Origin of the sequence: Erwinia oleae, assembly GCF_000770305.1 — a bacterium.
In the GTDB taxonomy this organism is placed as follows: Bacteria; Pseudomonadota; Gammaproteobacteria; order Enterobacterales; family Enterobacteriaceae; genus Erwinia; species Erwinia oleae.
This window is the reverse complement of record NZ_JNVB01000019.1, coordinates 17532-42956: the sequence shown is the minus strand read 5'-3', so window position 1 is coordinate 42956 and position 25425 is coordinate 17532. Positions and strand designations below refer to the sequence as shown.

General features: G+C 58.1%; 20 protein-coding genes and 1 riboswitch. Of the genes, 9 read left to right on the top strand and 11 right to left on the bottom strand.

The features are described 5' to 3' along the window. Position 1: 1 nt before the first annotated feature. The 10 genes from mraY to ilvI form a co-directional block, all read right to left on the bottom strand. Positions 2–1084, bottom strand: a complete 1083-nt coding sequence (gene mraY, locus GS12_RS08305) for a phospho-N-acetylmuramoyl-pentapeptide-transferase (protein ID WP_034912253.1) — start codon at positions 1082–1084, stop codon at positions 2–4. Next, positions 1078–2433 carry a UDP-N-acetylmuramoyl-tripeptide--D-alanyl-D-alanine ligase gene (gene murF, locus GS12_RS08300; protein WP_034945803.1) on the bottom strand — a complete coding sequence of 452 codons (1356 nt, stop codon included), beginning with the start codon at positions 2431–2433 and terminating at the stop codon, positions 1078–1080. Before murF ends, mraY begins: the two co-directional genes overlap by 7 nt. After that, the gene (gene murE / locus GS12_RS08295) at positions 2430–3917 is read right to left on the bottom strand and encodes a UDP-N-acetylmuramoyl-L-alanyl-D-glutamate--2,6-diaminopimelate ligase (RefSeq protein ID WP_034912249.1); all 1488 of its coding nucleotides are present in this window, start codon (positions 3915–3917) and stop codon (positions 2430–2432) included. Before murE ends, murF begins: the two co-directional genes overlap by 4 nt. Continuing rightward, positions 3904–5679 (bottom strand): peptidoglycan glycosyltransferase FtsI, encoded by a 1776-nt coding sequence (locus GS12_RS08290; protein WP_034945800.1) that lies wholly within the window; start codon positions 5677–5679, stop codon positions 3904–3906. The genes murE and GS12_RS08290 overlap by 14 nt, the downstream gene beginning before the upstream one ends. 8 nt (positions 5680–5687) lie before the next feature. Beyond that, a complete protein-coding gene (ftsL, locus tag GS12_RS08285; protein ID WP_034912244.1) occupies positions 5688–6008 on the bottom strand; it encodes a cell division protein FtsL in 321 nt (106 codons plus the stop codon). Then, positions 6005–6946: a 16S rRNA (cytosine(1402)-N(4))-methyltransferase RsmH gene (rsmH, locus tag GS12_RS08280; RefSeq protein WP_034912241.1), complete on the bottom strand. Its 942-nt coding sequence runs from the start codon at positions 6944–6946 to the stop codon at positions 6005–6007. The genes ftsL and rsmH overlap by 4 nt, the downstream gene beginning before the upstream one ends. A gap of 2 nt (positions 6947–6948) precedes the next feature. Next, entirely contained in the window at positions 6949–7407 is a 459-nt protein-coding gene (gene mraZ, locus GS12_RS08275) for a division/cell wall cluster transcriptional repressor MraZ (protein ID WP_034912240.1), read from the bottom strand. A 565-nt stretch (positions 7408–7972) separates the two neighbouring features. After that, complete coding sequence (gene cra / locus GS12_RS08270; protein ID WP_034912237.1) at positions 7973–8983, bottom strand: catabolite repressor/activator; 1011 nt, start codon at positions 8981–8983, stop codon at positions 7973–7975. Positions 8984–9233: 250 nt separating this feature from the next. Beyond that, positions 9234–9725: an acetolactate synthase small subunit gene (gene ilvN, locus GS12_RS08265; RefSeq protein ID WP_034912234.1), complete on the bottom strand. Its 492-nt coding sequence runs from the start codon at positions 9723–9725 to the stop codon at positions 9234–9236. Between the two features lie 2 nt (positions 9726–9727). Then, positions 9728–11452 carry an acetolactate synthase 3 large subunit gene (gene ilvI / locus GS12_RS08260; protein WP_034945797.1) on the bottom strand — a complete coding sequence of 575 codons (1725 nt, stop codon included), beginning with the start codon at positions 11450–11452 and terminating at the stop codon, positions 9728–9730. Positions 11453–12154: 702 nt separating this feature from the next. Between ilvI and leuA the strand changes: the two genes are divergently transcribed. From leuA to thiQ, 8 genes are all read left to right on the top strand, one after another. Then, positions 12155–13720 (top strand): 2-isopropylmalate synthase, encoded by a 1566-nt coding sequence (gene leuA / locus GS12_RS08255; protein ID WP_034912229.1) that lies wholly within the window; start codon positions 12155–12157, stop codon positions 13718–13720. Between the two features lie 2 nt (positions 13721–13722). Further along, on the top strand, positions 13723–14811 hold the full coding sequence (gene leuB / locus GS12_RS08250; RefSeq protein ID WP_034918852.1) for a 3-isopropylmalate dehydrogenase: 1089 nt from the start codon (positions 13723–13725) through the stop codon (positions 14809–14811). Positions 14812–14813: 2 nt separating this feature from the next. After that, positions 14814–16217, top strand: coding sequence for a 3-isopropylmalate dehydratase large subunit (gene leuC, locus GS12_RS08245; protein ID WP_034945819.1), 1404 nt, complete (start codon positions 14814–14816; stop codon positions 16215–16217). After that, positions 16217–16822 carry a 3-isopropylmalate dehydratase small subunit gene (leuD, locus tag GS12_RS08240; protein ID WP_034945794.1) on the top strand — a complete coding sequence of 202 codons (606 nt, stop codon included), beginning with the start codon at positions 16217–16219 and terminating at the stop codon, positions 16820–16822. The genes leuC and leuD overlap by 1 nt, the downstream gene beginning before the upstream one ends. Positions 16823–16998: 176 nt before the next feature. After that, positions 16999–18660, top strand: coding sequence for an HTH-type transcriptional regulator SgrR (gene sgrR, locus GS12_RS08235; RefSeq protein ID WP_034945791.1), 1662 nt, complete (start codon positions 16999–17001; stop codon positions 18658–18660). Positions 18661–18698: 38 nt separating this feature from the next. Further along, positions 18699–18799, top strand: a riboswitch (TPP riboswitch). A gap of 41 nt (positions 18800–18840) precedes the next feature. Next, the gene (thiB, locus tag GS12_RS08230; protein WP_034945789.1) at positions 18841–19827 is read left to right on the top strand and encodes a thiamine ABC transporter substrate binding subunit; all 987 of its coding nucleotides are present in this window, start codon (positions 18841–18843) and stop codon (positions 19825–19827) included. Next, positions 19803–21410, top strand: coding sequence for a thiamine/thiamine pyrophosphate ABC transporter permease ThiP (thiP, locus tag GS12_RS08225; protein ID WP_034945816.1), 1608 nt, complete (start codon positions 19803–19805; stop codon positions 21408–21410). The genes thiB and thiP overlap by 25 nt, the downstream gene beginning before the upstream one ends. Next, a complete protein-coding gene (gene thiQ / locus GS12_RS08220; protein ID WP_034945786.1) occupies positions 21394–22095 on the top strand; it encodes a thiamine ABC transporter ATP-binding protein ThiQ in 702 nt (233 codons plus the stop codon). Before thiP ends, thiQ begins: the two co-directional genes overlap by 17 nt. On the opposite strand, the gene GS12_RS08215 is transcribed toward thiQ, so the two are convergent. Next, positions 22082–22849, bottom strand: coding sequence for a DedA family protein (locus tag GS12_RS08215; protein WP_034945783.1), 768 nt, complete (start codon positions 22847–22849; stop codon positions 22082–22084). The genes thiQ and GS12_RS08215 overlap by 14 nt on opposite strands. A 174-nt stretch (positions 22850–23023) precedes the next feature. Between GS12_RS08215 and polB the strand changes: the two genes are divergently transcribed. Further along, on the top strand, positions 23024–25384 hold the full coding sequence (gene polB / locus GS12_RS08210) for a DNA polymerase II (RefSeq protein ID WP_034945781.1): 2361 nt from the start codon (positions 23024–23026) through the stop codon (positions 25382–25384). Positions 25385–25425: the final 41 nt, after the last annotated feature.

Here is a 25425-nt window from a genome sequence, read left to right as displayed (position 1 = left end):
TTTACCGTACCTTCAGCGTTGCCAGGCCAATCAGCACCAGCATCAGTGAAATAATCCAGAAGCGCACGATCACGCGCGGTTCCGGCCAGCCCTTCAGTTCATAGTGATGGTGAATAGGCGCCATGCGAAAAATGCGCTGCCCGCGCAGTTTGAAGGAGCCTACCTGAAGGATCACCGACAGCGTTTCCACCACAAACACACCGCCCATAATCAGCAGTAAAAACTCCTGACGCAGCAGCACGGCGATGGTGCCCAGCGCGCCGCCCAGCGCCAGTGAACCGACATCACCCATAAACACCTGCGCCGGATAGGTGTTAAACCACAAGAAGCCAAGCCCGGCGCCGACAATGGCGGTACAGACAATCACCAGCTCGCCCGCATGGCGCAGGTAAGGAATATGCAGATAGCCAGCAAAATTCATATTGCCGGTGGCCCATGCCACCAGCGCAAAGCCCGCCGCCACGAAAACGGTAGGCATAATCGCCAGGCCATCCAGCCCGTCGGTCAGGTTGACCGCGTTGCTGGTGCCGACGATCACAAAGTAGGTCAACAGCAGGTAGAGCAGGCCAAGCTGCGGCATCACGTCCTTAAAAAACGGCACAACCAGCTCAGTGGCTGGCGTATCTTTCCCGACGATGTACATCACAAAAGCAACCGCCAGGGCGATCACCGACTGCCAGAAGTATTTCCAGCGCGCGATAAGCCCTTTGGTGTCTTTGCGCACCACTTTGCGGTAGTCGTCAATAAAGCCAATGATGCCGTAACCTACCAGCACAAACAGCACGCACCAGACGTAGGGGTTGGACGGATAGGCCCACATCAGTACGGAAATGGTAATGGAAAACAGGATCATAATGCCGCCCATCGTCGGCGTACCGCGCTTGCTGAAGTGCGACTCCGGGCCATCGTTACGCACAACCTGGCCGAAAGACATCTCCTGAAGACGCACAATCATGCGCGGCCCCATCCACAGCGAAATAAACAGCGCGGTCAGCAGGCTGACAATGGCGCGAAACGTCAGATACGAAAAGACGTTGAAGCCCGAATAAAAAGTGACCAGATGTTCGGCCAGCCAGACTAGCATGTTCCTTTCTCCTTTAAGCTCTGTACTACCTGCTCCATGGCGGCACTACGTGAACCTTTCACTAAAATGGTGATATCGGCATGGGTCGCCAACAGCGCGCGTAGACGCGTAACGGCGGACGGTTTATCGGCAAAATGCTCGCCGCTGCCGCTGGCCTCACTGATAAGCCTGCTCAGCACGCCAACGCTCACCACCCAGTCAATCCCCGCCTTGCGTGCAGCCGTGCCCACCTCGCGATGGCAGGCTTCGGCATCGGCGCCCAGTTCCCCCATGTCGCCCACCACCAGCACGCGAAATCCCGGCATATCGGCCAGAACCTGTACCGCTGCGGTCATCGAACCCACATTGGCGTTATAGGTGTCATCCAGCAGCAGCTTGCCCCGGGCAAGCTGAACCGGAAACAGCCGCCCCGGCACCGCTTTCAATGCAGACAGACCATGTTGCACCGCACTGAGCGGGGCATCGACCGACAGCGACAGCGCGGCGGCGGCCAGCGCGTTGGCAATGTTGTGACGGCCCGGCAGCGGCAGATGAATATCCACCTCGCCCACCGGCGTGCTCATCACAAACGCCGTACCGCTGGCGGAAATACGCACGTTTGACGCAGAGAAATCGCTTTCGCCCTGCGCCGAGAAGCGCCAGACGCGTTTGCCGTCCAACAGAGGCCGCCAGTTCGGCAGATCATTGCTTTCGTCGTTAATAATCGCCGTGCCGTTAACCGACAGACCTTCGAAAATTTCGCCTTTCGCTTTCGCCACGCCAGCCAGCGAGCCGAAGCCTTCCAGATGCGCCGCCGCCAGATTATTAATCAGCGCGGTTTCAGGGCGCGTGATGGCGGTGGTAAAGGCAATTTCACCCTGATGATTGGCGCCGAGTTCAATAACCGCATAGCGATGTTGATCATTCAGACGCAGCAGCGTGAGCGGCACGCCAATATCGTTATTAAAGTTACCGGCAGTAAAGAGCGTTTCGCCGCATTCGCGCAGGATTGCGGCGGTCATCTCTTTCACTGAGGTTTTTCCGGACGACCCCGTCAGCGCCACTACCCGCGCCGTTGACTGCTGACGCACCCAGCCCGCAAGCTGCGCCAGCGCAACGCGGGTATCTGTGACAACGACCTGCGGCACCGCGACTTGTAAGTGCTTACTGACCAACAGCGCTGCCGAACCGGCGGCAATCGCATCGCCGACAAATTCATGCGCATCGAAACGCTCGCCCTTCAGGGCAATAAACAGGCAGCCTGCGGTGGCCGCGCGCGTATCGGTCGTCACCGCGTTGAACGTCAGGTCACCGCCAATAAGCGTGCCGCGGGTCACTTCCGCCAGCGTTTGCAGGGAAAGCGCGATCATGCCATTACCCCCAGTAAACGCGCGACCGTCACCCGGTCGGAGTAGTCCAGCCGACGGTTGCCGACAAGCTGATAATCTTCATGGCCTTTACCGGCGACCAGGACGATATCCCCTTCCTGCGCCTGCATGACCGCGTTAGTGACCGCTTGCGCACGTCCGGCCACCACGCGGGCGCGGCCGCCGTCCATAAAACCGCTAAGAATGTCGGCAACGATAGCCGCCGGATCTTCGCTGCGCGGATTGTCGTCGGTGATGACGACCACGTCCGCAAACTGCTCAGCGATAGCGCCCATCAGCGGGCGCTTACCTTTATCGCGATCGCCGCCGCAGCCAAAGACGCACCACAGCGTGCCTTTGCAGTGCAGCCGCGCCGCCTGAAGCGCCTTTTCCAGCGCGTCCGGCGTGTGTGCATAATCGACCACCACCGTAGGTTTACCCGGCGCGGAAAAGACTTCCATGCGCCCGGTAACAGGCTGAAGCTGCTGGCCGGTCGCCACCAGCGAAGCCAGCGGATAGCCCAGCGCCAGCAGCGTGCTCAGCGCCACCAGCAAATTACTGACGTTGAAGGCGCCCATCAGGCGGCTTTCGATTTCACCAAAGCCCCAGCTGGAGTCAAATCGTACGGTCGCGCCGTTGTCGTGATACACCACGTCAACGGCCTTGAGCCAGCGCCCACGACAGCCGGCCTGGAGATTGTTCTCCATCGTTACCGCCACGGCGTCCGGCAGTTTTTCCAGCCAGCGGCGGCCGGTTTCATCGTCAGCGTTGACGATCGCCTGGGCCACCAGGTGCTCTGAGAAAAGCAGCCATTTAGCGGATTCGTAATGCGCCATATCACCGTGATAATCCAGGTGATCGCGGCTGAGATTGGTAAAAGCGGCAGCGGCGAACGGCAGCGCGGCCACGCGATGCTGAACCAGACCGTGCGAGGAGATTTCCATCGCCGCCAGCGTGGCGCCCTGTTCGACCAGCGAGCTCAGGGTCTGCTGCACGTCAACGGCGGAACCGGTCGTGTTCTCAGCAGGCTGCAACTGGCCGTAAAGACCATTGCCTACCGTACCCATCACCGCGCCCGTTTCACCCAACAGAGTGGCCCACTGCGCCAGCAGCTGCGTAGTGGTGGTTTTGCCGTTCGTCCCGGTCACGCCTATCAGCCGCAGCTTTTCGCCAGGCTGCTGGTAGAAACGGCCCGCCAGCGCGGAAAGGCGCTGAGAAAGCTGCGCCAGCCAGATCACCGGCACGCCGTGAAGGTGGGTAATGCTGCCGTCTTCCGCTTCGCCTTCAGCTTCTGCCACCACGGCTGCAACGCCCTGCGCAATGGCCTGCGGAATAAAACGGCGACCGTCCGCCGCGTGGCCTTTTATCGCCACAAAGAGATCGCCGGACGCCGCAACACGGCTGTCCAGAATCATTTCGCTGAGCGGCAGCGAAGGTGCGCCAGGCACCCACGGCGCCAGCAGGTCGCGCAGGTTACGAACGGTCACTCGATCTCTCACTTCTGTTATCTACCATCTCATTTTTATCCACAGGGCCCGCTGGCGGCAGCGCATCAGGCTCGACGTTCATGGTGCGCAGCACGCCACCCATGATCGCGCCAAAAACAGGCGCGGAAACCGCACCGCCATAATATTTCCCCGCCTGCGGATCGTTGATAACCACCACCAACGCAAAGCGGGGACGACTCGCCGGCGCAACGCCCGCGGTGTAAGCAATGTATTTGTTGACGTAGCGCCCATCCGGCCCGACCTTTTTTGCAGTGCCGGTTTTAATGGCAATACGATACCCTTTGATCGCCGCCTTCACGCCGCCGCCGCCGGGCAGCGCAACGCTTTCCATCATGTGCATCACGGTGCGAACAAGGCTCTCCGGGAAAATGCGCTGACCCGCAACCGGCGGATCAACTTTGGTAATCGACAGCGGGCGATAAACGCCATAGCTGCCGATCGTGGCGTAGACTCGCGCTAACTGTAACGGCGTTACCATTAGCCCATAGCCGAAAGAGAAGGTGGCCCTCTCTATGTCAGACCACCGTTGTTTTTGAGGATATAAGCCACTGCTTTCTCCGACCAACCCCAAATTGGTCGCCTTACCCAATCCAAAGCGCGCGTAGGTTTCTACCAGCGCTGAGGAGGGCATCGCTAACGCCAGCTTTGAAACGCCAACGTTACTCGATTTTTGCAAAACCCCGGTCAGGGTCAGTTCGTTGTAGCGCGCCACGTCTTTGATTTCATGGCCGTTGACGCGATACGGAACGGTATTCAGTACGGTATTTTCTTTCACCACGCCGCGCTGAAGCGCGGTCATCACTACCATCGGTTTTACCGTGGAACCGGGTTCGAAGATGTCGGTAATTGCCCGGTTGCGCATGACGTCTTTGGTGGTGCCGGTCAGGTTATTCGGGTTATAGGCCGGGCTGTTCGCCATTGCCAGCACTTCGCCGGTGTTCACATCCACCAGTACCGCCGTGCCGGATTCTGCTTTGTTGAACGCCACGGCATTGTTCAACTCACGATAAACCAGCGCCTGAAGACGCTCGTCAATGCTCAGCGCCAGGTTATGGGCGGCGCGGCTGTCCACCGACGAGATATCCTCGATCACCCTGCCGAAACGATCTTTACGCACCGTTCGTTCGCCAGGCTTGCCGGTCAGCCACTTATCAAAGCTCTTTTCAACGCCTTCAATGCCCTGACCGTCGATATTGGTGAAGCCGATCAGATGCGATGTCACCTGCCCTGCCGGATAGTAACGGCGCGACTCTTCGCGCAGAAAGATGCCGGGAAGCTTCAGTTTTTTGATGTAGTCGCCAATGGCGGGATTGACCTGACGCGCGAGATAAACGAAGCGGCCGTTAGGGTTGGCGTTCACGCGAGCGGCAAGCTGATCCAGAGGAATTGAAAGCGCGTCGGAGAGCGCTTTCCAGCGGCTGTCCAGCGTGATGCCGCCTTTATCATGCAGCTCTTTAGGATCGGCCCAGATAGCATTTACCGGCACGCTGACCGCCAGCGGACGTCCGGCGCGATCGGAGATCATCCCGCGCGCGGTAGGCACCGCCTGCACGCGCAGCGAACGCATATCGCCTTCACGCACCAGCTTGTCCGGGTTGATCACCTGAAGATAGGCCATACGCGCCAGCAGTCCGAAAAGCGCCAGTAAAATCCCGCAGCAAATCAACGCAAAACGCCAGCTCACAAAGCTGGCCTGATCTTCCGGTCGTTTTAACTTCAACGTCTTAGCTGCGGCTTTCATTCACTCTCTCAGGGCTGAACCACAATATTTTCCTGCGATGGATCGACATGCTGCATTTGTAGCTTGTCAGTTGCCGTCCTCTCTACCCGGCTGTGATCGCCGAGCGCGTTTTCTTCCAGGATCAGGTTACGCCATTCGATATCCAGCGCATCACGCTCCAGCACCAGCTGTTCCCGCTGCGCGGTAAGCAGGCGGGTTTTGTGCGCGGTTGTCACCACCAGCAACGCCGAAACCAGTACGGCGACGGTAAGGATCAGCGCGATCTTGCCGTGACGCAGCAGATCGCCACCAATCACGGTGGGCAGGCTGTGGCGCTCGTTGCCAATCATGACGCGGTTCTCTCTGCAATACGCAGCACCGAACTACGCGCGCGTGGGTTTTCCGCCACTTCTGCCTCGCCAGGCATCATTTTTCCCAACGTTTTCAGCTGACGGCCGCCAAGTTCGTTCAACTGCGCTTCGGTCATCGGCAAACCGGCCGGCACCTGCGGCCCGCGACTCTGTTCGCGCATAAAGCGTTTTACAATGCGATCTTCCAGTGAGTGGAAACTGATAATCGACAGTCGACCTTCCGGCGCCAGTACCGTTACCGCGCCTTTCAACGCCTGTTCGATCTCTTCCAGTTCGCTATTGACCCAGATGCGGATTGCCTGAAAACTGCGCGTCGCGGGGTGTTTGTACTTATCTTTTACCGGCGTGGCGGCGTAGATAACGTCGGCCAGCTCTTTGGTGCGCGTCATGGGCTGTTCACGGTTGCGCTCAACGATGGCGCGCGCAATGCGTTTGGCAAAGCGCTCTTCGCCAAAGGTTTTGAGCACAAACGCGATATCGCTCTCTTCCGCCTGAAGCAACCACTGCGAGGCAGACAGCCCTTTTGTCGGGTCCATACGCATATCCAACGGCCCGTCGCGCATAAAAGAAAATCCGCGTTCGGCGTCATCAAGCTGGGGTGAAGAGACGCCGAGATCCAGCAGGATCCCGTTTACTTTCCCGCTGAGGCCGCGCGCTTCAACGTAGTCAGCAAGCGCCGAAAAGGGACCGTGGATAATTGTGAAGCGGGGATCGGTAATGTGAGCGGCGGCGGCGATAGCCTGCGGATCGCGATCAATAGCGTAGAGGTGTCCCTCCGCGCCCAGACGCGAAAGAATCAGTCGCGAGTGGCCCCCTCGTCCAAAGGTGCCATCGATATAGATGCCGTCGGGTTGGATATTGAGGCCGTTTACCGCCTCGTCCAACAGCACCGTGGTGTGATTATAATTTGCCTGCATAGCTATAGTGACAAGTCCTGTAAGCGCTCAGACAACGGCTCCTGAGTCGTTTGCTCTGCGTCAATGTCCTCCCTGACCTGTTGATACCATGTCTGTTCATCCCACAATTCAAATTTGTTGAACTGCCCGACCAGCATCACTTCTTTGGTCAGATTCGCATGCTGGCGCAGCGTGCCTGCCACCAGCAATCGACCTGCATTATCCATCTGGCATTCGCTGGCATGCCCCAGCAGCAGACGCTGCACCCGGCGCTCAGCAGGATTCATGCTGGATAAACGCGCCAGTTTACGTTCGATAATTTCCCACTCCGGGAGGGTGTAAAGCAGCAGGCATGGCTGATGAAGGTCAATGGTGCATACCATTTGCCCCTGTGCTTCCTCAATCAGCGTTTCGCGATAGCGTGTTGGAACGGCCATACGCCCTTTGCTGTCGAGGTTGACTATCGTTGCCCCACGGAACATGCCAGCCTCGCCCTCTTTTCACCACTTTACACCACAAAATCCCACCTGGAGAGTGTACGGAGCGAGGGAAATCATTGTCAAGCGACAGCGACGGTCTGAAAGGATTATTTCTTCACTAATTTAAAATGCGATGAGATAAAAAGAGGACGAAACTTTTGGGAAATTAAAATTAAGCTAATGAATAGAGATAAAAAAAACCAAAAATTTTTATTTAAACCCAAATATGTCACTTTCTGACGACAAGAAAATTCATTACTGACTTTGCGAGGCGCGCTGCATTTTAGGGTATTTCTGGTTTTCAGGCCAGTCTGAACGCGCATCCGTTGTGAAGCGGCTTACTCTTGTCCTAAGCATTTAATAATTTTGACGCTTTTAAATGTAAGAAACTCTTCTTCAATGAAAAAAACGTTGCCATTACAGATAATCCAGAAATGAATATTAACAAATAGCGTTGAATAACTGGTTTTACGTACAGATAAAAGACCGACAAAATATGATTCAAACTAAAAAAGACGGGATGACCGTCTTTTTTATAAAAACATTAACGCCGCGTGTCGCGAAAAGCCTAACCGGACTTTCGGCTGAGTCTTCCACGTTGATAAAGATTACGACGAATTCGGGTTAATCCTGGTTTTGGTCTGCGCGGTTCATCAAGGCTGGCTAAAACGAGCTCAAGTACGCGCTCCGCCACGTCCCGATGCCGCTGCGCCACGGCAAAAACCGGGCACTCAAGGAAGTCGAGCAGTTCATGATCGCCGAAGGTGGCAATCACCAGATCGGTAGGCAGACGCCCTTCCCGCTTCAGCGTGATATCCATGACGCCCTGCAACAGGCCAAACGAGGTGGTGAACAGCGCGTCAGGCATGGCGTGCGTCTCAAGCCATTTTTCAAACAGCGCCGCCGCCGCGCTGCGTTCAAAGCTGTTAGCATAAATGAAGTCCTGCTGACGTTCGTCTCCTTCCCACGCCTCACGAAAGCCCATTTCCCGCAGGAAGCTTACCGACAGCTCCGGTAACGCGCCCAGAAACAGCACGTTTTTTATCGGTTGCTTACGCAGTTCCGCCGCCAGCGTATTCGCATCTTCCTGGTCGGCGCCGACGACGCTGGTAAAGTGTTCACGATCTAACGCGCGATCCAAAGCAATAATGGGCAGCGAGTCGTTGATCCAGCGCTGGTAAAAAGGATGTTCCGGCGGCAATGAGGTGGAAACAATAATGGCATCCACCTGGCGCTGAAGCAGATGCTCAACGCAGCGCATTTCGTTATCCGGCTGATCTTCCGAACAGGCGATCAGAAGCTGATAACCGCGCTGCCTTGCCTGACGTTCGAGATAATTCGCGATCCGTGTATAGCTGGTATTCTCCAAATCGGGGATAACCAGACCGATAGAGCGCGTTCGTCCGGCGCGCAAACCTGCGGCAACCGCATTGGGATGGTAATTATGCTCTCTCACCACCGCCATGACTTTTTCGACGGTTTTATCACTGACGCGATACTGTCTGGCTTTACCGTTAATAACGTAGCTGGCCGTGGTGCGCGATACTCCGGCAAGGCGCGCAATTTCATCCAGTTTCACAATAACCCCACGCTGGCACCTTTCTGGCGCAAAAAATAGCCGCATTACGACTATGGATAAAACATTTGTTACATCTAACAGCAGATCAGTTTAGCGAGCAACTGCTTTCGCGTTTTTGCCGCCTCAGACGAAGGGGATTGTATCTCAGCGTCATGGATGACGGATGCCGCCCGGATCAAAAACAGGAACCGCGGCGGCGGTTCCTGTTTGACGCATTGAGTACAGGGCGGCGCGCATTCACGCAGACGGTTTAACGCATAATGCGATCGCCGCGCGCCACGCCCACGACGCCCGAACGCGCCACTTCCACAATCTCCGCCACGTCACGTACGGCGGTGAGAAATGCGTCCAGTTTGTCGCTGGTGCCGGCCAGTTGAACCGTATACAACGACGGCGTGACGTCGACAATCTGCCCGCGAAAAATTTCGGTGCTGCGCTTCACCTCTTCGCGACCGTAGCCGGTCGCCTGAATTTTCACCAGCATGACTTCGCGCTCAACAAAGGCGCCCTGCCCCAGCTCGCTGACGCGCAGCACATCCACCAGCTTGTGAAGCTGCTTTTCGATCTGCTCCAGCACCTTCGCGTCGCCCACCGTCTGGATCGTCATGCGTGAAAGCGTCGGGTCGTCGGTCGGCGCCACGGTCAGGCTTTCAATGTTGTAACCCCGCTGGGAAAACAGCCCCACCACGCGGGATAATGCGCCGGATTCGTTCTCCAGCAGTACCGATAAAACACGACGCATAGTTAAGTCCTCTCCGTTTTGCTAAGCCACATTTCATCCATCCCGCCGCCGCGAATCTGCATCGGGTAAACGTGTTCGGTTCCGTCAACGTTCACGTCAACAAAGACCAGCCGTCCTTTTCCAACTTCTTCCAGCGCCTGCGCCAGTTTGCTTTCCAGTTCGTCAGGGTGATTGATGCCAATACCGACGTGACCGTAAGCTTCCGCCAGACGGACGAAATCAGGCAGCGACTGCATGTAAGACTGCGAATGGCGACCTGAATAGATCATGTCCTGCCACTGCTTTACCATACCGAGATAGCGGTTGTTAAGGCTCAGCACCAGCACCGGCAAATCATATTGCAGCGCGGTGGACAGCTCCTGAATGTTCATCTGAATGCTGCCATCGCCGGTAACGCAAATCACCGTCTCTTCCGGCAGCGCCAGTTTCACGCCCAGCGCCGCAGGCAGACCGAATCCCATCGTGCCGAGGCCGCCTGAGTTGATCCAACGGCGTGGTTTATCAAAGGGATAGTAAAGCGCAGCGAACATCTGGTGCTGCCCGACGTCCGAGGTCACGAAGGCGTCGCCGTGGGTCAGTTTCCAGATAGTTTCAATAACCGCCTGCGGTTTAATTTTCTCATGCCCCTGTTCAAAAGCGAGACATTGACGGGCGCGCCAGCCTTCAATTTTTTGCCACCAGTCGCGCAGGCTGTCGAAATCCTGCGTGTTGTCGCCCTGGGCAAGCAGCTCCAGCATCTGCGAAAGCGCCTGCTTCGCATCGCCAACGACAGGAATATCCGCCGCCACGGTTTTGGAAATAGACGTGGGATCGATATCAATATGCAGCACCGTTGCATCCGGGCAATATTTGGCCAGATTATTGGTGGTGCGATCGTCAAAACGCACGCCGACGGCAAAAATTACGTCTGCATTGTGCATCACCATATTGGCTTCATAGGTGCCGTGCATACCGAGCATGCCCAGGCTCTGGCGGTGCGTGCCGGGGAAACCGCCAAGGCCCATTAACGAAGACGCGACCGGCAAATTCAGCGTTTCCACAATCTGGCGCAGCTCGTCATGGCATTCGGCATTAATAACGCCGCCGCCAACGTAAATGACCGGCTGTTTGGCCGCAATCAGCGTTTGCAGTGCGCGTTTGATCTGGCCCTTGTGGCCCTGCGTCGTCGGGTTATACGAGCGCATACTGACGCTGTCGGGCCAGACGTAGGGCAGCTTATTGGCCGGGCTCATCATATCTTTTGGCAGATCGACCACCACCGGGCCGGGACGTCCGCTGGCCGCCAGCCAGAACGCTTTTTTTATAATGGCGGGCACATCTTCAGCGTGTTTAACCATAAAGCTGTGCTTGACCACCGGCCGGGAGATCCCAACCATGTCGCACTCCTGAAAGGCATCATAGCCGATCAGCGTCGAGGGCACCTGACCAGAAAGCACCACTAAAGGAATCGAATCCATATAGGCGGTGGCGATACCGGTAATGGCGTTGGTCGCGCCTGGGCCCGACGTCACCAACACCACGCCAACCTCGCCGGTGGCGCGCGCGTAGCCGTCGGCCATGTGCACGGCGCCCTGTTCGTGGCGCACCAGAATGTGATCGATTCCGCCGACTGTCTGAAGCGCGTCATAAATATCAAGAACGGCTCCGCCGGGATAGCCGAATACGTGTTTAACGCCCTGATCGATCAACGATCGAACGACCATTTCGGCTCCTGACAACATCTCCATTTTTGCCTCCAGGCTTTAAGGTGCTGATTTACCGGCAGAACAGCCGCCACGACGCGCAGCGGAAAGCCACCCGATAAGGTCAAAACCTGTGTTTATGCGAAGACTCAGGAACTCATTTCCCGAATCCGGGTACTGGGTTTAGCTATTTTTACGTAGAGTTGAGGAAATACCATAACCGTAGAAAAGTTGGCAGGCAAACACCACGCGGTACGCAAGGATGCCTGTCGGCTCGCTATGGCACTGCTTTGGGATAAAAAATATCGGTAATTAAACCAGCCAGCGCCGGTGAAAAAAGTGATTTGTTCTGCCGGTTAAATAAATATTAGTGTAATTGTTTTGTTAATAAAATAATTGACGAATTAACCGGCACGCGTACGTCTTAAAAAAGCGCCTTTTATCACATTATTACTGCGCGGCAGCCCCGGAACGGCCGCTGAATCTGCGCCCGAACGCCGTGCCGGGTTGACATCCCCCCTGCGGATCAAGTATCAATAAAGCAACAGCATAATTTCTGAGGTTTGAATTAATGATTCGTTTTACCCGTCTACCAGGCCTACTACTTAACGCATCCCAACTGCGCGGTAGCCTTGTGGACGGAAACAGTCACTGATTCAGGTCCACAAACTAAAAAAACCCGCGCCACTGCGCGGGTTTTTTTTTGCTCGCGGCAAGGGCGACGCAACCACGACAAGGAATTAACCAATGAGCCAACAAGTGATTATTTTCGATACCACTCTGCGCGACGGTGAGCAGGCATTGCAGGCCAGTCTGAGTGTGAAGGAAAAATTGCAGATTGCACTGGCGCTTGAGCGCATGGGCGTGGACGTGATGGAAGTCGGCTTTCCGGTCTCTTCACCGGGCGACTTCGAATCGGTGCAGACTATCGCCCGGCAGGTGAAAAACAGTCGCGTTTGTGCGCTTGCCCGCTGCGTGGATAAAGACGTCGATGCTGCTTACGAGGCGCTGCGCGTGGCGGACGCTTACCGTATTCATACGTTTCTGGCGACATCGCCGATGCATATCGCCACCAAACTGCGCAGCACCCTGCCAGAGGTGATTGAGCGCGCGGTGCGTACGGTAAAACGCGCGCGTAACTATACCAACGACGTGGAGTTCTCCTGTGAAGACGGCGGACGCACCCCCATCGACGATCTGTGTCGCGTAGTGGAAGCTGCCATCAACGCAGGCGCCACCACCATCAACATTCCTGATACCGTGGGCTATACGCTGCCGGACGAGTACAGCAACATCATCACCCAATTGATCAACCGCGTGCCGAACATTGATAAAGCGATTCTGTCGGTGCACACCCATGACGATTTGGGTATGGCGGTAGGCAACGCGATTGCCGCCGTGCAGGCAGGCGCACGCCAGGTAGAAGGTACGCTGAATGGCCTGGGCGAGCGCGCCGGCAACTGCGCGCTGGAAGAAGTCATCATGGCCATTAAAACCCGCAGCCAGTTGATGAACGTCCATACCGCGATCAACCACCACGAAATTTATCGTACCAGCCAGATTGTCAGTCAGATTTGTAATATGCCGATCCCGGCCAATAAAGCCGTCGTCGGCACCGGCGCGTTTGCCCACTCCTCCGGCATCCATCAGGACGGCGTGCTGAAAAACCGCGAAAACTACGAAATCATGACGCCGGAATCGATTGGACTGAACAAGATCCAACTGAACCTGACCTCTCGCTCCGGCCGCGCGGCGGTAAAACACCGCATGGATGAGATGGGTTACAAAGAGAATGACTACAGCCTGGATGCGCTGTATGACGCCTTCCTGAAGCTGGCGGACAAAAAAGGCCAGGTGTTTGACTACGATCTGGAAGCGCTGGCGTTTATTAATAAACAGAACGAGGAGCCGGAGCATTTCCGCCTGGACTATTTCAGCGTGCAGTCCGGCTCCAGCGTGATGGCAACCGCCTCGGTGAAACTGGTCTGCGGTGAAGAGATGAAATCCGAAGCGGCCACCGGCAACGGCCCGGTCGATGCGGTCTATCAGGCGATCAACCGCATTACCGAGTTTGACGCCGAACTGGTGACCTACCAGCTCACTGCGAAAGGCCAGGGCAAAGACGCGCTGGGTCAGGTGGATATCGTGGTCAACTATAACGGCCGCAAATTCCACGGCGTCGGTCTGGCGACGGACATCGTTGAATCATCTGCGAAGGCGATGATTAACGCGCTGAACAACATCTGGCGCTCTCGCCTGGTTGAGCAGGAACTGCAACGCAAATCTCAAGCCAAACAAAAGGAATCGGTGTAATGATGTCAAGGACTTACCATATTGCCATTCTGCCCGGCGACGGCATCGGCCCCGAAGTGATGGCGCAGGCCAGGAAGGTTCTGGACGCGGTGCGTCAGCGTTTCAACATGCGGATCACCACCAGCGACTATGACGTAGGCGGCATCGCCATCGATCGTCACGGTGAGCCGCTACCGAAGGCGACGGTGACGGGCTGCGAGCAGGCGGATGCCATTTTGTTTGGCTCGGTTGGCGGCCCAAAATGGGAGCACCTGCCGCCCGCTGCGCAGCCGGAGCGCGGGGCGCTGCTGCCGCTGCGTAAACATTTCAAGCTGTTCAGTAACCTGCGCCCGGCCAGTCTTTATCAGGGGCTGGAAGCGTTTTGCCCTCTGCGCAGCGATATCGCTGAACAGGGTTTTGATATCCTGGTGGTGCGCGAACTGACCGGCGGCATCTATTTTGGACAGCCCAAGGGCCGCGAAGGCAGCGGCCAGCACGAGCGCGCCTTCGATACTGAGGTCTATCACCGCTTTGAAATTGAGCGTATTGCGCGTATCGCCTTCGAATCCGCCCGCAAGCGCCGCAAAAAAGTCACCTCAATTGACAAAGCCAACGTGCTGCAATCGTCGATCCTCTGGCGTGAAATCGTCAGTGAAGTGGCCAGCGACTTCCCCGATGTCGAACTTAGCCACATGTATATTGATAACGCCACCATGCAGATGATCAAGGCGCCGTCGCAGTTTGACGTGGTGCTCTGTTCTAACCTGTTTGGCGACATTCTTTCCGACGAGTGCGCAATGATCACCGGCTCAATGGGCATGCTGCCGTCCGCCAGCCTGAATGAGCAGGGTTTTGGCCTGTTCGAACCGGCAGGAGGCTCCGCGCCCGATATTGCCGGAAAAAACATTGCCAATCCGATTGCACAAATTCTGTCGCTGGCGCTGCTGCTGCGTTACAGCCTGGACGCAGGCGAAGCGGCTGATGCGATTGAGCAGGCCGTCAGCCGCGCGCTGGAAGAGGGCTACCGCACTGGCGATCTGGCGGGCGATGGCGCATCGATTGGCACCGACGAAATGGGCGGCATAATTGCCGGATTTATCAGCGAGTCCTGATGATGAAAACACTTTACGAAAAGCTGTTTGATGCGCATGTGGTGTTTGAGGCGCCCAATGAGACGCCGCTGCTCTATATCGACCGGCATCTGGTGCACGAGGTGACCTCCGCACAGGCGTTTGACGGGCTGCGCGCGCACGGCCGTTCGGTGCGCCAGCCGGGAAAAACCTTCGCCACGATGGATCATAACGTTTCCACCCAAACGCGTGATATCAACGCCAGCGGCGAAATGGCGCGTATTCAGATGTCGATGCTGATGAAAAACTGCGAAGCCTTCGGCGTGCGGCTGTACGATCTTAAGCACCCTTTTCAGGGAATTGTGCACATTATCGGCCCGGAACAGGGCATGTCGCTGCCCGGCATGACCATTGTCTGCGGTGATTCACACACCTCGACGCACGGCGCCTTCGGCGCGCTGGCGTTTGGTATCGGCACCTCTGAAGTGGAACACGTGCTGGCGACGCAGACGCTGAAGCAGGCGCGCGCGAAGACGATGAAAGTTGACGTTGTCGGCGAAACCGCGCCGGGCATCACCGCCAAAGATATCGCGCTGGCGATCATCGGCAGAACCGGCAGCGGCGGCGGCAACGGCCATGTGGTCGAATTCTGCGGCCCGGCGGTGGAGAAACTGAGCATGGAAGGCCGCATGACGCTGTGTAATATGGCGATTGAGCTGGGCGCGAAAGCGGGCCTGGTGGCGCCGGATGACACCACGTTCAACTATGTTAAAGGCCGCCAGTTTGCGCCGCAGGAGAGCGACTGGGAAAACGCGCTGGCGTACTGGCGCACGCTGAAAAGCGATCCCGGCGCAGTCTATGACAAAGTAGTGACGATCAACGCGGCCGACATCGCGCCGCAGGTCACCTGGGGAACCAATCCGGGCCAGGTGATTGCCGTTAGCGACTGCATTCCCGATCCCGCTTCGTTCAGCGACCCGATTGACCGCGCCTCGGCGGAAAAAGCACTGGCTTATATGGATCTCAAGCCCGGCATCCGCCTGACCGATGTGCGTATCGACAAGGTTTTTATCGGCTCCTGCACCAACTCGCGGATCGAAGATCTGCGGGCGGCGGCGGCGGTGGTGAAAGGCCATACCCTCGCGGCGGGCGTGCAGGCTTACGTCGTGCCCGGTTCCGGCCCGGTCAAAGCGCAGGCCGAAGCCGAAGGGCTGGACAAAATCTTTATCGAGGCGGGTTTCGAGTGGCGCCTGCCCGGCTGCTCGATGTGCCTGGCGATGAATAACGATCGTCTCAGCCCCGGCGAACGCTGCGCCTCCACCAGCAACCGCAACTTTGAAGGCCGTCAGGGCCGCGGCGGACGCACGCACCTGCTCAGCCCGGCAATGGCTGCGGCGGCGGCGGTGAACGGTCACTTTGTCGATATTCGCGAATTGAGGAAGGCATAATGGCGAAAAAATTCACCCGGCATACCGGCGTTGTGGTGCCGATGGATGCGGCCAACGTGGATACCGATGCAATCATTCCCAAACAGTTTTTGCAGATGGTCACGCGCACCGGCTTTGGCCGCAATCTCTTCTACGACTGGCGCTACAGCGATGCTGAAGGCCAGATCCCAAATCCTGACTTTGTGCTGAACAAGCCCGAATTCAGCGGTGCGAGCATTATGCTGACGCGGGAAAACTTCGGCTGCGGTTCCTCGCGTGAGCATGCGCCCTGGGCGCTGACCGGCTATGGTATCCAGGCGATTATCGGCAGCGATTTCGCCGACATCTTCGCCAATAATTCTTTTAACAATCAGCTTCTGCTGGTGTCATTGCGTGAAGAAGAAGTCGAGTCGCTGTTCCGGATGGTGGCCGCGCAGCCGGGGATCGCCTTTACCGTCGATCTGGAAAACCAGAGGGTTCTGGCCGGTGACAAACGCTACGCGTTCGCTATCGACGGCTTTCGCCGCCACTGTCTGCTGAACGGCCTGGACAGCATCGGCCTGACGCTTCAGCATGAAGACGCCATCAGCGCTTACGAGCAGCAGCAGCCTGCCTTTCTGCGTTAACCATAAAAAAAGCCAGCGTCGTTGTGCACGCTGGCTGGTGAAGTTGCACCATACTCAGATTAACGATGTCAGAGCCCTCTTCAGAGAAGAGGTCTCCCGCTCTTTCATCTTTATCCATTATCGTCATAATAAAGGGTACAAAAAACAGTCTGCTTTCTGACAAGGATTCCCCTTTTATGTCTTCTCCGCGCATGCAGCAGCAGTTCATCCGCCTGTGGCAAAGCTGTCAGGGCCAGACGCAGGAAACCACCCTTAACGATCTGGCCGAACGGCTGAACTGTTCGCGCCGACACATGCGCAACCTGCTGAACGCAATGCAAAAAGCGGGCTGGCTGTCGTGGCAGGCTGAAGCCGGAAGAGGCAAACGCTCAACGCTCACCTTTCTCTATACCGGGCTGGCGCTTTCTCAGCAGCGCGCCGAAGATCTGCTTGAGCAGGATCGCATCGATCAGCTGGTGCAGCTGGTTGGCGATAAAAACGCCGTGCGTCAGATGCTGATTTCCCACCTTGGGCGCAGCTTTCGCGAAGGCAAACACATCCTGCGCGTACTCTATTACCGCTCCCTCCCCAACCTGCTGCCCGGCACGCCGCTGCGCCGGTCGGAAACGCATCTGGCGCGGCAGATTTTCAGCGGGCTGACGCATATAAATGAGGAAAACGGGGAAATCGAGCCGGATATCGCCCATCACTGGCAGGCGGTGACGCCGCTTCACTGGCGCTTTTTTTTGCGCCCGGCGATCCGCTTTCATCACGGCCGCGAACTGCATCTGGATGACGTTATCAGCACGCTGGAACGGCAGCGTCCACAGCCGCTCTTTGCCAATATTGAGCGCGTGGCCTCTTCCGCGCCCTGGACGCTGGACGTTCATTTGCGCCAGCCCGACCGGTGGCTGCCCTGGCTGCTGGCCAGCGTCAGCGCGATGATCCTCCCGCAGGAGTGGCCCACGCTGCCCGGTTTCGCCCGCCAGCCGGTGGGAACCGGGCCGTATGCCGTGGTGCGCAATGAGCAAACCCAGCTGCGCATTCAGGCCTTTGATGACTATTTTGGCTATCGTGCGCTGATCGATGAGGTAAATATCTGGGTGCTGCCGGAGATCACTGAGGAGCTGGTTTACGCTGGCGTCAGGCTGGAGGGCCTCAGCGCAGGCGAAAAATCAGAAGAGAGCCGACTCGAAGAAGGCTGCTATTTTCTGCTGTTCGATCGGCGTTCCGAACAGGGCCGCAACGACGAGATTCGCCGCTGGGTCAGCGCTGTGTTGAATCCTATTGCGCTGCTGAATCACCTTGGCGCAGGCTATCAGCGCTACTGGTTTCCCGCCTGGGGGCTGCTGCCGCGCTGGCACCATCGTCGCGGCGTCAATGCGCCGAAAAAACCCGAAGGGCTGACCACGCTGACGCTGACCTGGTATTCAGATCATATTGAGCACGTCGGTATTGCTAACGCCATTGCGCCGATGCTGGCGGCACACGGCGTGACGCTGGTGACGCAGCAGGTGGATTACGAGCGCTGGCACCGGGGCGATGCCGCCAGCGATATCTGGCTGGGCAGCGCCAACTTTACGCTGCCGCTGGAATATTCCCTTTTCGCGCTATTGTATGACATTCCGCTGATGCAGCACTGCATCCCGATCGACTGGCCGCGGGAGGCGCAGCGCTGGCGGGAACAGACGCTGTCGCTGGCGGAATGGTGCCAGAACCTGCTGGCGCGCGATTTCCTGCATCCGTTGTTTCACCACTGGCTGCTGCTGGAGGGCGAACGCGGCATGCGCGGCGTGCGAATGAACACGCTGGGCTGGTTCGACTTCACCTCCGCCTGGTTTGCGCCGCCCGATGCGTAGTCGGCCTTTCGCTTCGCGCGCATACGCACTAGAATGAAGCCTTCTCAACGGGGTGCGAAAAACGTCTGTTTTCGCTGAGACTGACCCGTCGAACCTGATCCGGATAATACCGGCGTAGGGATTTGAGACTGCTCCAACTGCTCAGATCCTTTGCGACGCCCTGCAACCAAGGAACGCAAAGTGTTAAAAAAAGTTTTTCCACTGTTGATGCTCATCGCCCTGCCCGCCGCTGCCGCAAAGCCCACGCTGACGGTCTACACCTATGACTCGTTCTCCGCCGACTGGGGGCCGGGGCCAGCCATTAAAAAAGCGTTTGAAGCCGACTGTGGCTGCGAACTGAAGTACGTTGCGCTGGAAGATGGTGTTTCACTGCTCAACCGTTTACGGATGGAAGGAAAAAACAGCAAGGCCGACGTGGTGCTCGGGCTGGACAATAACCTGCTGGACGCCGCAGAGAAAACCGGTCTCTTCGCCCCGGCGCAGGTTGATGCCAGCAACACCGCCGTGCCTGGCGGCTGGCATAACGCGACCTTCGTTCCGTACGACTACGGCTGGTTTGCCTTCGTCTACGACAAAACCAGACTGCCGAATCCCCCAAAAAGCCTGAAAGAGCTGGTCGAGAGCGATCGTCCGCTCAGGGTGATTTACGAAGATCCGCGCACCAGCACGCCTGGCCTGGGGCTGCTGCTGTGGATGCAAAAGGTCTACGGCGACAAGGCCGACGGCGCGTGGCAGAAGCTGGCGAAGAAAACCGTCACCGTCACCAAAGGCTGGAGCGAAGCCTACGGGCTGTTCCTGAAGGGCGAAGGCGATATGGTTCTGAGCTATACCACTTCACCGGCTTACCATTTGATTGAAGAGAAAAAGACTCAGTACGCCGCCGCAGATTTCAGCGAGGGTCACTATCTTCAGGTTGAAGTGGCCGGGCGGTTGAAAGCCAGTCAGCAACCAGCGCTGGCGCAAAAATTCATGCAGTTTGTGCTGGATAAGCGTTTTCAGCAGACCATCCCGACCGGCAACTGGATGTATCCGGCGGTGAAAAGCGATCTGCCTGCCGGTTTTGATACGCTGACCGTTCCCGCTACCACGCTCCAGTTCACGCCGGAAGAGGTAGTCCGCCAGCGCAGCCAGTGGATTGCCGCCTGGCAACGCGCCGTCAGCCATTGATGAGGGGCCTGCTGCCCGGCAGCGTGGCGGCAGCGCTACTGACCGCCACCGCTCTGCTGGCCTTTACCGCCCTGCTCTGTCACGCGCCGGACATCGCGTGGCAGGCGCTGTGGCGTGATGACTACCTGTGGCACGTGCTGCGTTTCTCCTTCTGGCAGGCTTTTCTGTCGGCGCTGTTTTCGGTGCTGCCTGCGCTGCCGCTGGCACGGGCGCTATACCGCAGGCGCTTTCCCGGCAGGGCGCTGCTGTTGCGCCTGTGCGCAATGACGCTGGTACTGCCGGTGCTGGTCGCCGTTTTTGGCATACTCAGCGTGTACGGCAGAACCGGCTGGCTGGCTAAGCTCTGCGCGCTGCTGGGTATTGATTACACCTTTTCGCCTTATGGCCTGGCGGGCATCCTGCTGGCGCATATTTTTTTCAACCTTCCGCTTGCCGCGCGCCTGCTGCTTCAGGCGCTGGAGCAGATCCCCGGCGAGCAGCGCCAGCTGGCCGCGCAGCTGGGCCTGCGCGGCTGGCATTTTTTTTCTGTCGTTGAATGGCCGTGGCTGCGACGGCAAATTTTCCCCGCCGGCGCGCTGATTTTTATGCTCTGCTTCGCCAGCTTCGCCACCGTTCTGTCGCTGGGCGGCGGCCCTAAAGCCACCACTCTCGAACTGGCGATCTTTCAGGCGCTCAGTTTTGATTACGATCCCGGCCGCGCGGCGCTGCTGGCAATGATCCAGATGGTCTGCTGCCTCGGTCTGGTGATGCTGAGTCAGCGATTGAGCAAGGCGATCCCGTCAGGGAGCGCGGTGGTCGGCGGCTGGCGCGACCCGCAGGATAGCCTGCGGGCGAAAATCACTGATGCCTTGCCGATCGCGCTGGCGCTGCTGTTGCTGTTGCCGCCGTTACTGGCCGTTATCGCGGACGGCCTCAGTCAGGGCCTGAACGCGGTGTTCCATCAGCCCGCGCTGTGGCAGGCGACGTTGACCTCGCTGCGTATTGCGCTGGGGGCGGGCGTCGTCAGCGTCACGCTGACCATGATGCTGCTGTGGAGCAGCCGCGAGCTGCGGCTCAGGCAGCATGTCCTGCCTGGTCAACTGCTGGAACTGAGCGGCATGCTGATCCTGGCGATGCCGGGGATTGTACTGGCAACCGGCTTTTTTCTGCTGCTCAACGCCAGCGTCGGGCTGCCGCAGCGCGCGGACGGCATGGTGATATTCACTAACGCGCTGATGGCGGTGCCTTACGCAATGAAGGTGTTGGAAAACCCGATGCGCGACGTGGCGGAACGCTACGGGCGGCTCTGCCTGTCGCTGGATATTCGTGGCTGGCATCGCCTGCGTTTAATCGAAATGCGCGCGCTGAAGCGGCCGCTGGCGCAGGCGCTGGCCTTTGCCTGCGTGCTCTCAATTGGCGATTTTGGCGTGGTGGCGCTTTTCGGCAACGATGCGTTTCGCACGCTTCCCTTCTATCTCTATCAACAGATTGGCGCTTACCGCAGCGCGGACGGCGCGGTCACCGCCCTGCTGCTGCTGCTGCTCTGCTTTTTACTTTTTACGCTGATTGAAAAACTACCGGGGCGCCATGCTAACGCTGACTGATCTCACCTGGCTCTATCATCACCTGCCAATGCGTTTCTCCTTTACCGTTCATCAGGGAGAAAGAGTGGCGGTGCTCGGCCCCAGCGGCGCGGGAAAAAGCACTTTGCTGAGCCTGATTGCCGGTTTTATTCACGCCGAAAGCGGCAGCCTGCGCATTAACGGCGAGGCGCACGATCGTACGCCGCCCGCGCAGCGCCCGGTATCGATGCTGTTTCAGGAAAACAATCTGTTTCCGCATCTGACGGTGGCGCAAAATATCGGTTTAGGGCTGCATCCCGGCCTGCGACTGAAACCGGCGCAAACCGCACAGCTGCACGCCATCGCTGAACGCGTCGGCCTGACGGCATACCTGTCGCGTCTGCCTGGCGAGCTTTCCGGCGGCCAGCGCCAGCGTGCCGCGCTGGCGCGCTGCCTGGTGCGGCGGCAGCCGGTGCTGTTGCTGGATGAGCCGTTCTCGGCGCTCGATCCGGCACTGCGCAACGAGATGCTGCACCTGGTCGATGAAGTGTGCAGGGAGCGCGCTATCACGCTATTGATGGTGTCGCACAGTCTGGAAGACGCTGCGCGCATCGCAGAACGCAGCATTTTGATTGTCGAAGGACGCGTTTACTGGGACGGCAGCACCGCAGCGCTGCTCAACGGCGAGGTGGAGGAAGCAGCGGTGCTGGGCGTTAACGTCCGATAAAGACCTGCCAGAGAAGCTGACGGAACAGCGGCATCATGGGATGGAACTGGATCGCCGCCAGGCTACCCAGTGCAACCACCACCGTTAACGGCGCCAGCCAGCGCAGACGCGCGGCAGGCAGATAAGCCGTCGCCCAGTCGGACTGCTTTTTTACGCGCAGCCAGCGCCAGCACAGCCATCCGCCCAGCCAGACAAGCAGCGCCACCGCCAACAGCAGCCATGTGAACCCGTCGCTGTGGGCGTCCTTCGGCACGTCAATCGCCACGCCGGCCAGGATGCCTGGCATCAGGTAAAGCGGCGGCCACAGCAGGCAGCCGATCAAATTAGGCGGAATGAACTTTTTTATCGGCAGCTCAAGCATGCCCGCCACCAGCGGGATCAGCGGCCGCGTCGGCCCGACAAAGCGCCCCACGATAATGGTAAACATGCTGTGCTGATGCAGCGCATGTTCGGTCTTATTCATTAACGCCTGATGCTTTTTAATAAACGACCAGCGGTGCAGCGGACCTTTAAACTGCCAGCCGATAAAATAAGAGATCCAGTCTCCCGCCAGGCAGCCAATGATACCGGCGCCCCAGGCCGGATAGAGCCCGACCTGACCGCTGCCAATCAGCGCGCCGAAAGAGGCCATCAGCACCGTGCCGGGCAGTAACAGCCCCACCAGCGCCAGCGATTCGAAAAAAGCGATCAGCCCGACGGCCAGTAACGACCAGGCCAGGGATTGCGTAATTAAATGTTGCAGCCAGGCTTCCATACAATCCACACTCTGCTGATTGGAGCACGGATTGTCCTGAGCCGTTAACATGCCGTCAAGGGATGTTTTGTATGGGAATGCTGACGGTGCGCGCAGCCACACCAAACCCGCCTGAAGACACTGTATAAATAAACATGCCATTATCGCTCACTTCATCATCAAAAGGGGCATCGGGTGAATAACGCGCGCGCAGGCTTTGTGCTGACCCGCCACTGGCGTGATACGTCAACGGGAACGGAAGTGGTGCTGTGGCTGGCGACCGACCAGGGCCCGCAGCGCGTGGTGCTGCCTGCGCAGGAGTCCGTTGCCTTTATACCGGAAGCTTACCGGGCGCAAACCGTCGCGCTGCTCAAACAGGAGCGCCACTGCCGCCTCGCTGCGCTGACCCTGAAAGATTTCCGCCAGCGCCCGGTTTTCGGCCTCTACTGCACGCACTATCGTCAGCTACTGAAGCTGGAAAAACTGCTGCGTGAAAACGGCATCATGGTTTACGAAGCCGACGTCCGTCCGCCCGACCGCTTTCTCATGGAGCGCTTCATTACCGCACCGGTATGGTTCAGCGGCGAGGCGCACGGCGCCAGCCTGATTAACGCGCGCCTTAAACCCCATCCCGACTACCGTCCGCCCCTGAAGTGGGTATCGCTGGATATTGAAACCACGCGCCACGGCGAGCTGTATTGTATCGGTCTGGAAGGCTGCGGCCAGCGCGATGTCTACATGCTTGGCCCGGAAAACGGCGACGCGCGCGGGCTGGATTTTAACCTGCATTATGTGACCAGCCGCCCGCAGCTCCTGGAGCAGCTTAACGCCTGGTTCGCCCGCCACGATCCCGATGTGCTGATCGGCTGGAACGTGGTGCAGTTCGATCTGCGCATGTTACAAAAGCACGCCGACCGCTACGCTATTCCGCTGCGTCTGGGCCGCAACAACGAGGCGCTTGAGTGGCGCGAACACGGCTTCAAGCCCGGCGTGTTTTTTGCTCAGGCCACCGGTCGACTGATTATCGACGGTATCGACGCGCTGAAATCCGCATTCTGGAACTTCAGTTCGTTCAGCCTTGAAACGGTTTCTCAGACGCTGCTCGGTGAAGGTAAAGCGATTGATAATCCCTGGGATCGTATGCAGGAGATCGATCAGCGCTTTGCGGAAGACAAGCCCGCGCTGGCACGCTACAACCTGAAGGACTGCGAGCTGGTGACGCGAATTTTTCAGCATACCGAACTGATGCCTTTCCTGCTGGAGCGCGCGTCGGTTAACGGTCTGCCGGTGGATCGCCACGGCGGCTCCGTCGCCGCGTTCAGCCATCTCTATCTGCCGCGCATGCACCGCGCCGGTTTCGTTGCGCCAGGGATGGGTGAAGTGGCGCCGGAGGCCAGCCCCGGCGGCTATGTGATGGATTCGCGCCCCGGCCTCTACGACTCGGTGCTGGTGCTGGATTACAAAAGCCTCTATCCCTCGATTATTCGTACCTTCCTGATCGATCCGGTCGGCCTGATTGAGGGGCTGGCGCATCCTGATGACGCCGATTCGGTCAGCGGCTTTCGCGGCGCGCGCTTTTCGCGCAGTAATCACTGCCTGCCGGAAATCGTCAGCCAGATCTGGCTGGGCCGCGAAAGGGCCAAAAAACAGGGCAACAAGCCGCTCTCACAGGCGCTGAAAATCATCATGAACGCGTTTTATGGCGTGCTCGGCACCAGCGCCTGCCGCTTTTTCGATCCGCGACTGGCGTCGTCTATCACTCTGCGCGGCCATGAGATCATGCGTCAGACCAGAACGCTGATTGAAGCGGAAGGTTATGACGTGATTTATGGCGACACCGATTCCACCTTCGTCTGGCTGAAAACCCCGCACGATGAGGACGCGGCGGCTGAAATCGGGCGGCGCCTGGTGGATAAAATCGACGGCTGGTGGCGCGAACACCTTCTTGCGGAATACGGTCTGCAAAGCGCACTGGAGCTGGAGTATGAAACGCATTTCAGCCGCTTTCTGATGCCAACCATTCGCGGCGCCGAGCAGGGCAGTAAAAAGCGCTATGCTGGACTGATTTGCACCGGCGGCGAAGAAAAAATGGTGTTCAAAGGGCTGGAGACGGTGCGTACCGACTGGACGCCGCTGGCGCAGCAGTTTCAGCAGACGCTCTACCTGAAAATTTTCAAAGGCGAACCCTATCAGGATTACATTCGCGAAACGGTGCGTCAGCTGCTTGAGGGCGAACTGGATGCGCAGCTGGTTTACCGCAAGCGGCTGCGTCGCCCCCTCAGTGACTATCAGCGCAATGTGCCGCCACACGTGCGCGCCGCGCGCATTGCCGATGAACAGAATCAGAAGCTGGGCCGCCCGCTGCTCTACCAGAACGGCGGGCGCATTCGCTACGTGATGGCCACGTCAGGGCCGGAGCCGCTGGAGGCGCGCACGACGCCGTTTGACTATGAACATTACCTGGAGCGTCAGCTTCAGCCGGTGGCCGACGGCATCCTTCCTTTTTTGCAGGATGACTTTGCTACACTGGTTACCGGACAACTGGGGCTTTTTTGACAGGTGACGAACGCGCGGCCTTCCAGTACCATAGCGCCCTT

What these genes read in the sequence shown, in the direction of transcription:
- mraY (WP_034912253.1), bottom strand. Translation starts at nt 1,084, where the DNA reads ATGCTAGTCTGGCTGGCCGAACATCTGGTCACTTTTTATTCGGGCTTC.
- murF (WP_034945803.1), bottom strand. Translation starts at nt 2,433, where the DNA reads ATGATCGCGCTTTCCCTGCAAACGCTGGCGGAAGTGACCCGCGGCACG.
- GS12_RS08290 (WP_034945800.1), bottom strand. Translation starts at nt 5,679, where the DNA reads ATGAAAGCCGCAGCTAAGACGTTGAAGTTAAAACGACCGGAAGATCAG.
- ftsL (WP_034912244.1), bottom strand. Translation starts at nt 6,008, where the DNA reads ATGATTGGCAACGAGCGCCACAGCCTGCCCACCGTGATTGGTGGCGAT.
- rsmH (WP_034912241.1), bottom strand. Translation starts at nt 6,946, where the DNA reads ATGCAGGCAAATTATAATCACACCACGGTGCTGTTGGACGAGGCGGTA.
- mraZ (WP_034912240.1), bottom strand. Translation starts at nt 7,407, where the DNA reads ATGTTCCGTGGGGCAACGATAGTCAACCTCGACAGCAAAGGGCGTATG.
- ilvN (WP_034912234.1), bottom strand. Translation starts at nt 9,725, where the DNA reads ATGCGTCGTGTTTTATCGGTACTGCTGGAGAACGAATCCGGCGCATTA.
- ilvI (WP_034945797.1), bottom strand. Translation starts at nt 11,452, where the DNA reads ATGGAGATGTTGTCAGGAGCCGAAATGGTCGTTCGATCGTTGATCGAT.
- leuA (WP_034912229.1), top strand. Translation starts at nt 12,155, where the DNA reads ATGAGCCAACAAGTGATTATTTTCGATACCACTCTGCGCGACGGTGAG.
- leuB (WP_034918852.1), top strand. Translation starts at nt 13,723, where the DNA reads ATGTCAAGGACTTACCATATTGCCATTCTGCCCGGCGACGGCATCGGC.
- leuC (WP_034945819.1), top strand. Translation starts at nt 14,814, where the DNA reads ATGAAAACACTTTACGAAAAGCTGTTTGATGCGCATGTGGTGTTTGAG.
- leuD (WP_034945794.1), top strand. Translation starts at nt 16,217, where the DNA reads ATGGCGAAAAAATTCACCCGGCATACCGGCGTTGTGGTGCCGATGGAT.
- sgrR (WP_034945791.1), top strand. Translation starts at nt 16,999, where the DNA reads ATGTCTTCTCCGCGCATGCAGCAGCAGTTCATCCGCCTGTGGCAAAGC.
- thiQ (WP_034945786.1), top strand. Translation starts at nt 21,394, where the DNA reads ATGCTAACGCTGACTGATCTCACCTGGCTCTATCATCACCTGCCAATG.
- GS12_RS08215 (WP_034945783.1), bottom strand. Translation starts at nt 22,849, where the DNA reads ATGGAAGCCTGGCTGCAACATTTAATTACGCAATCCCTGGCCTGGTCG.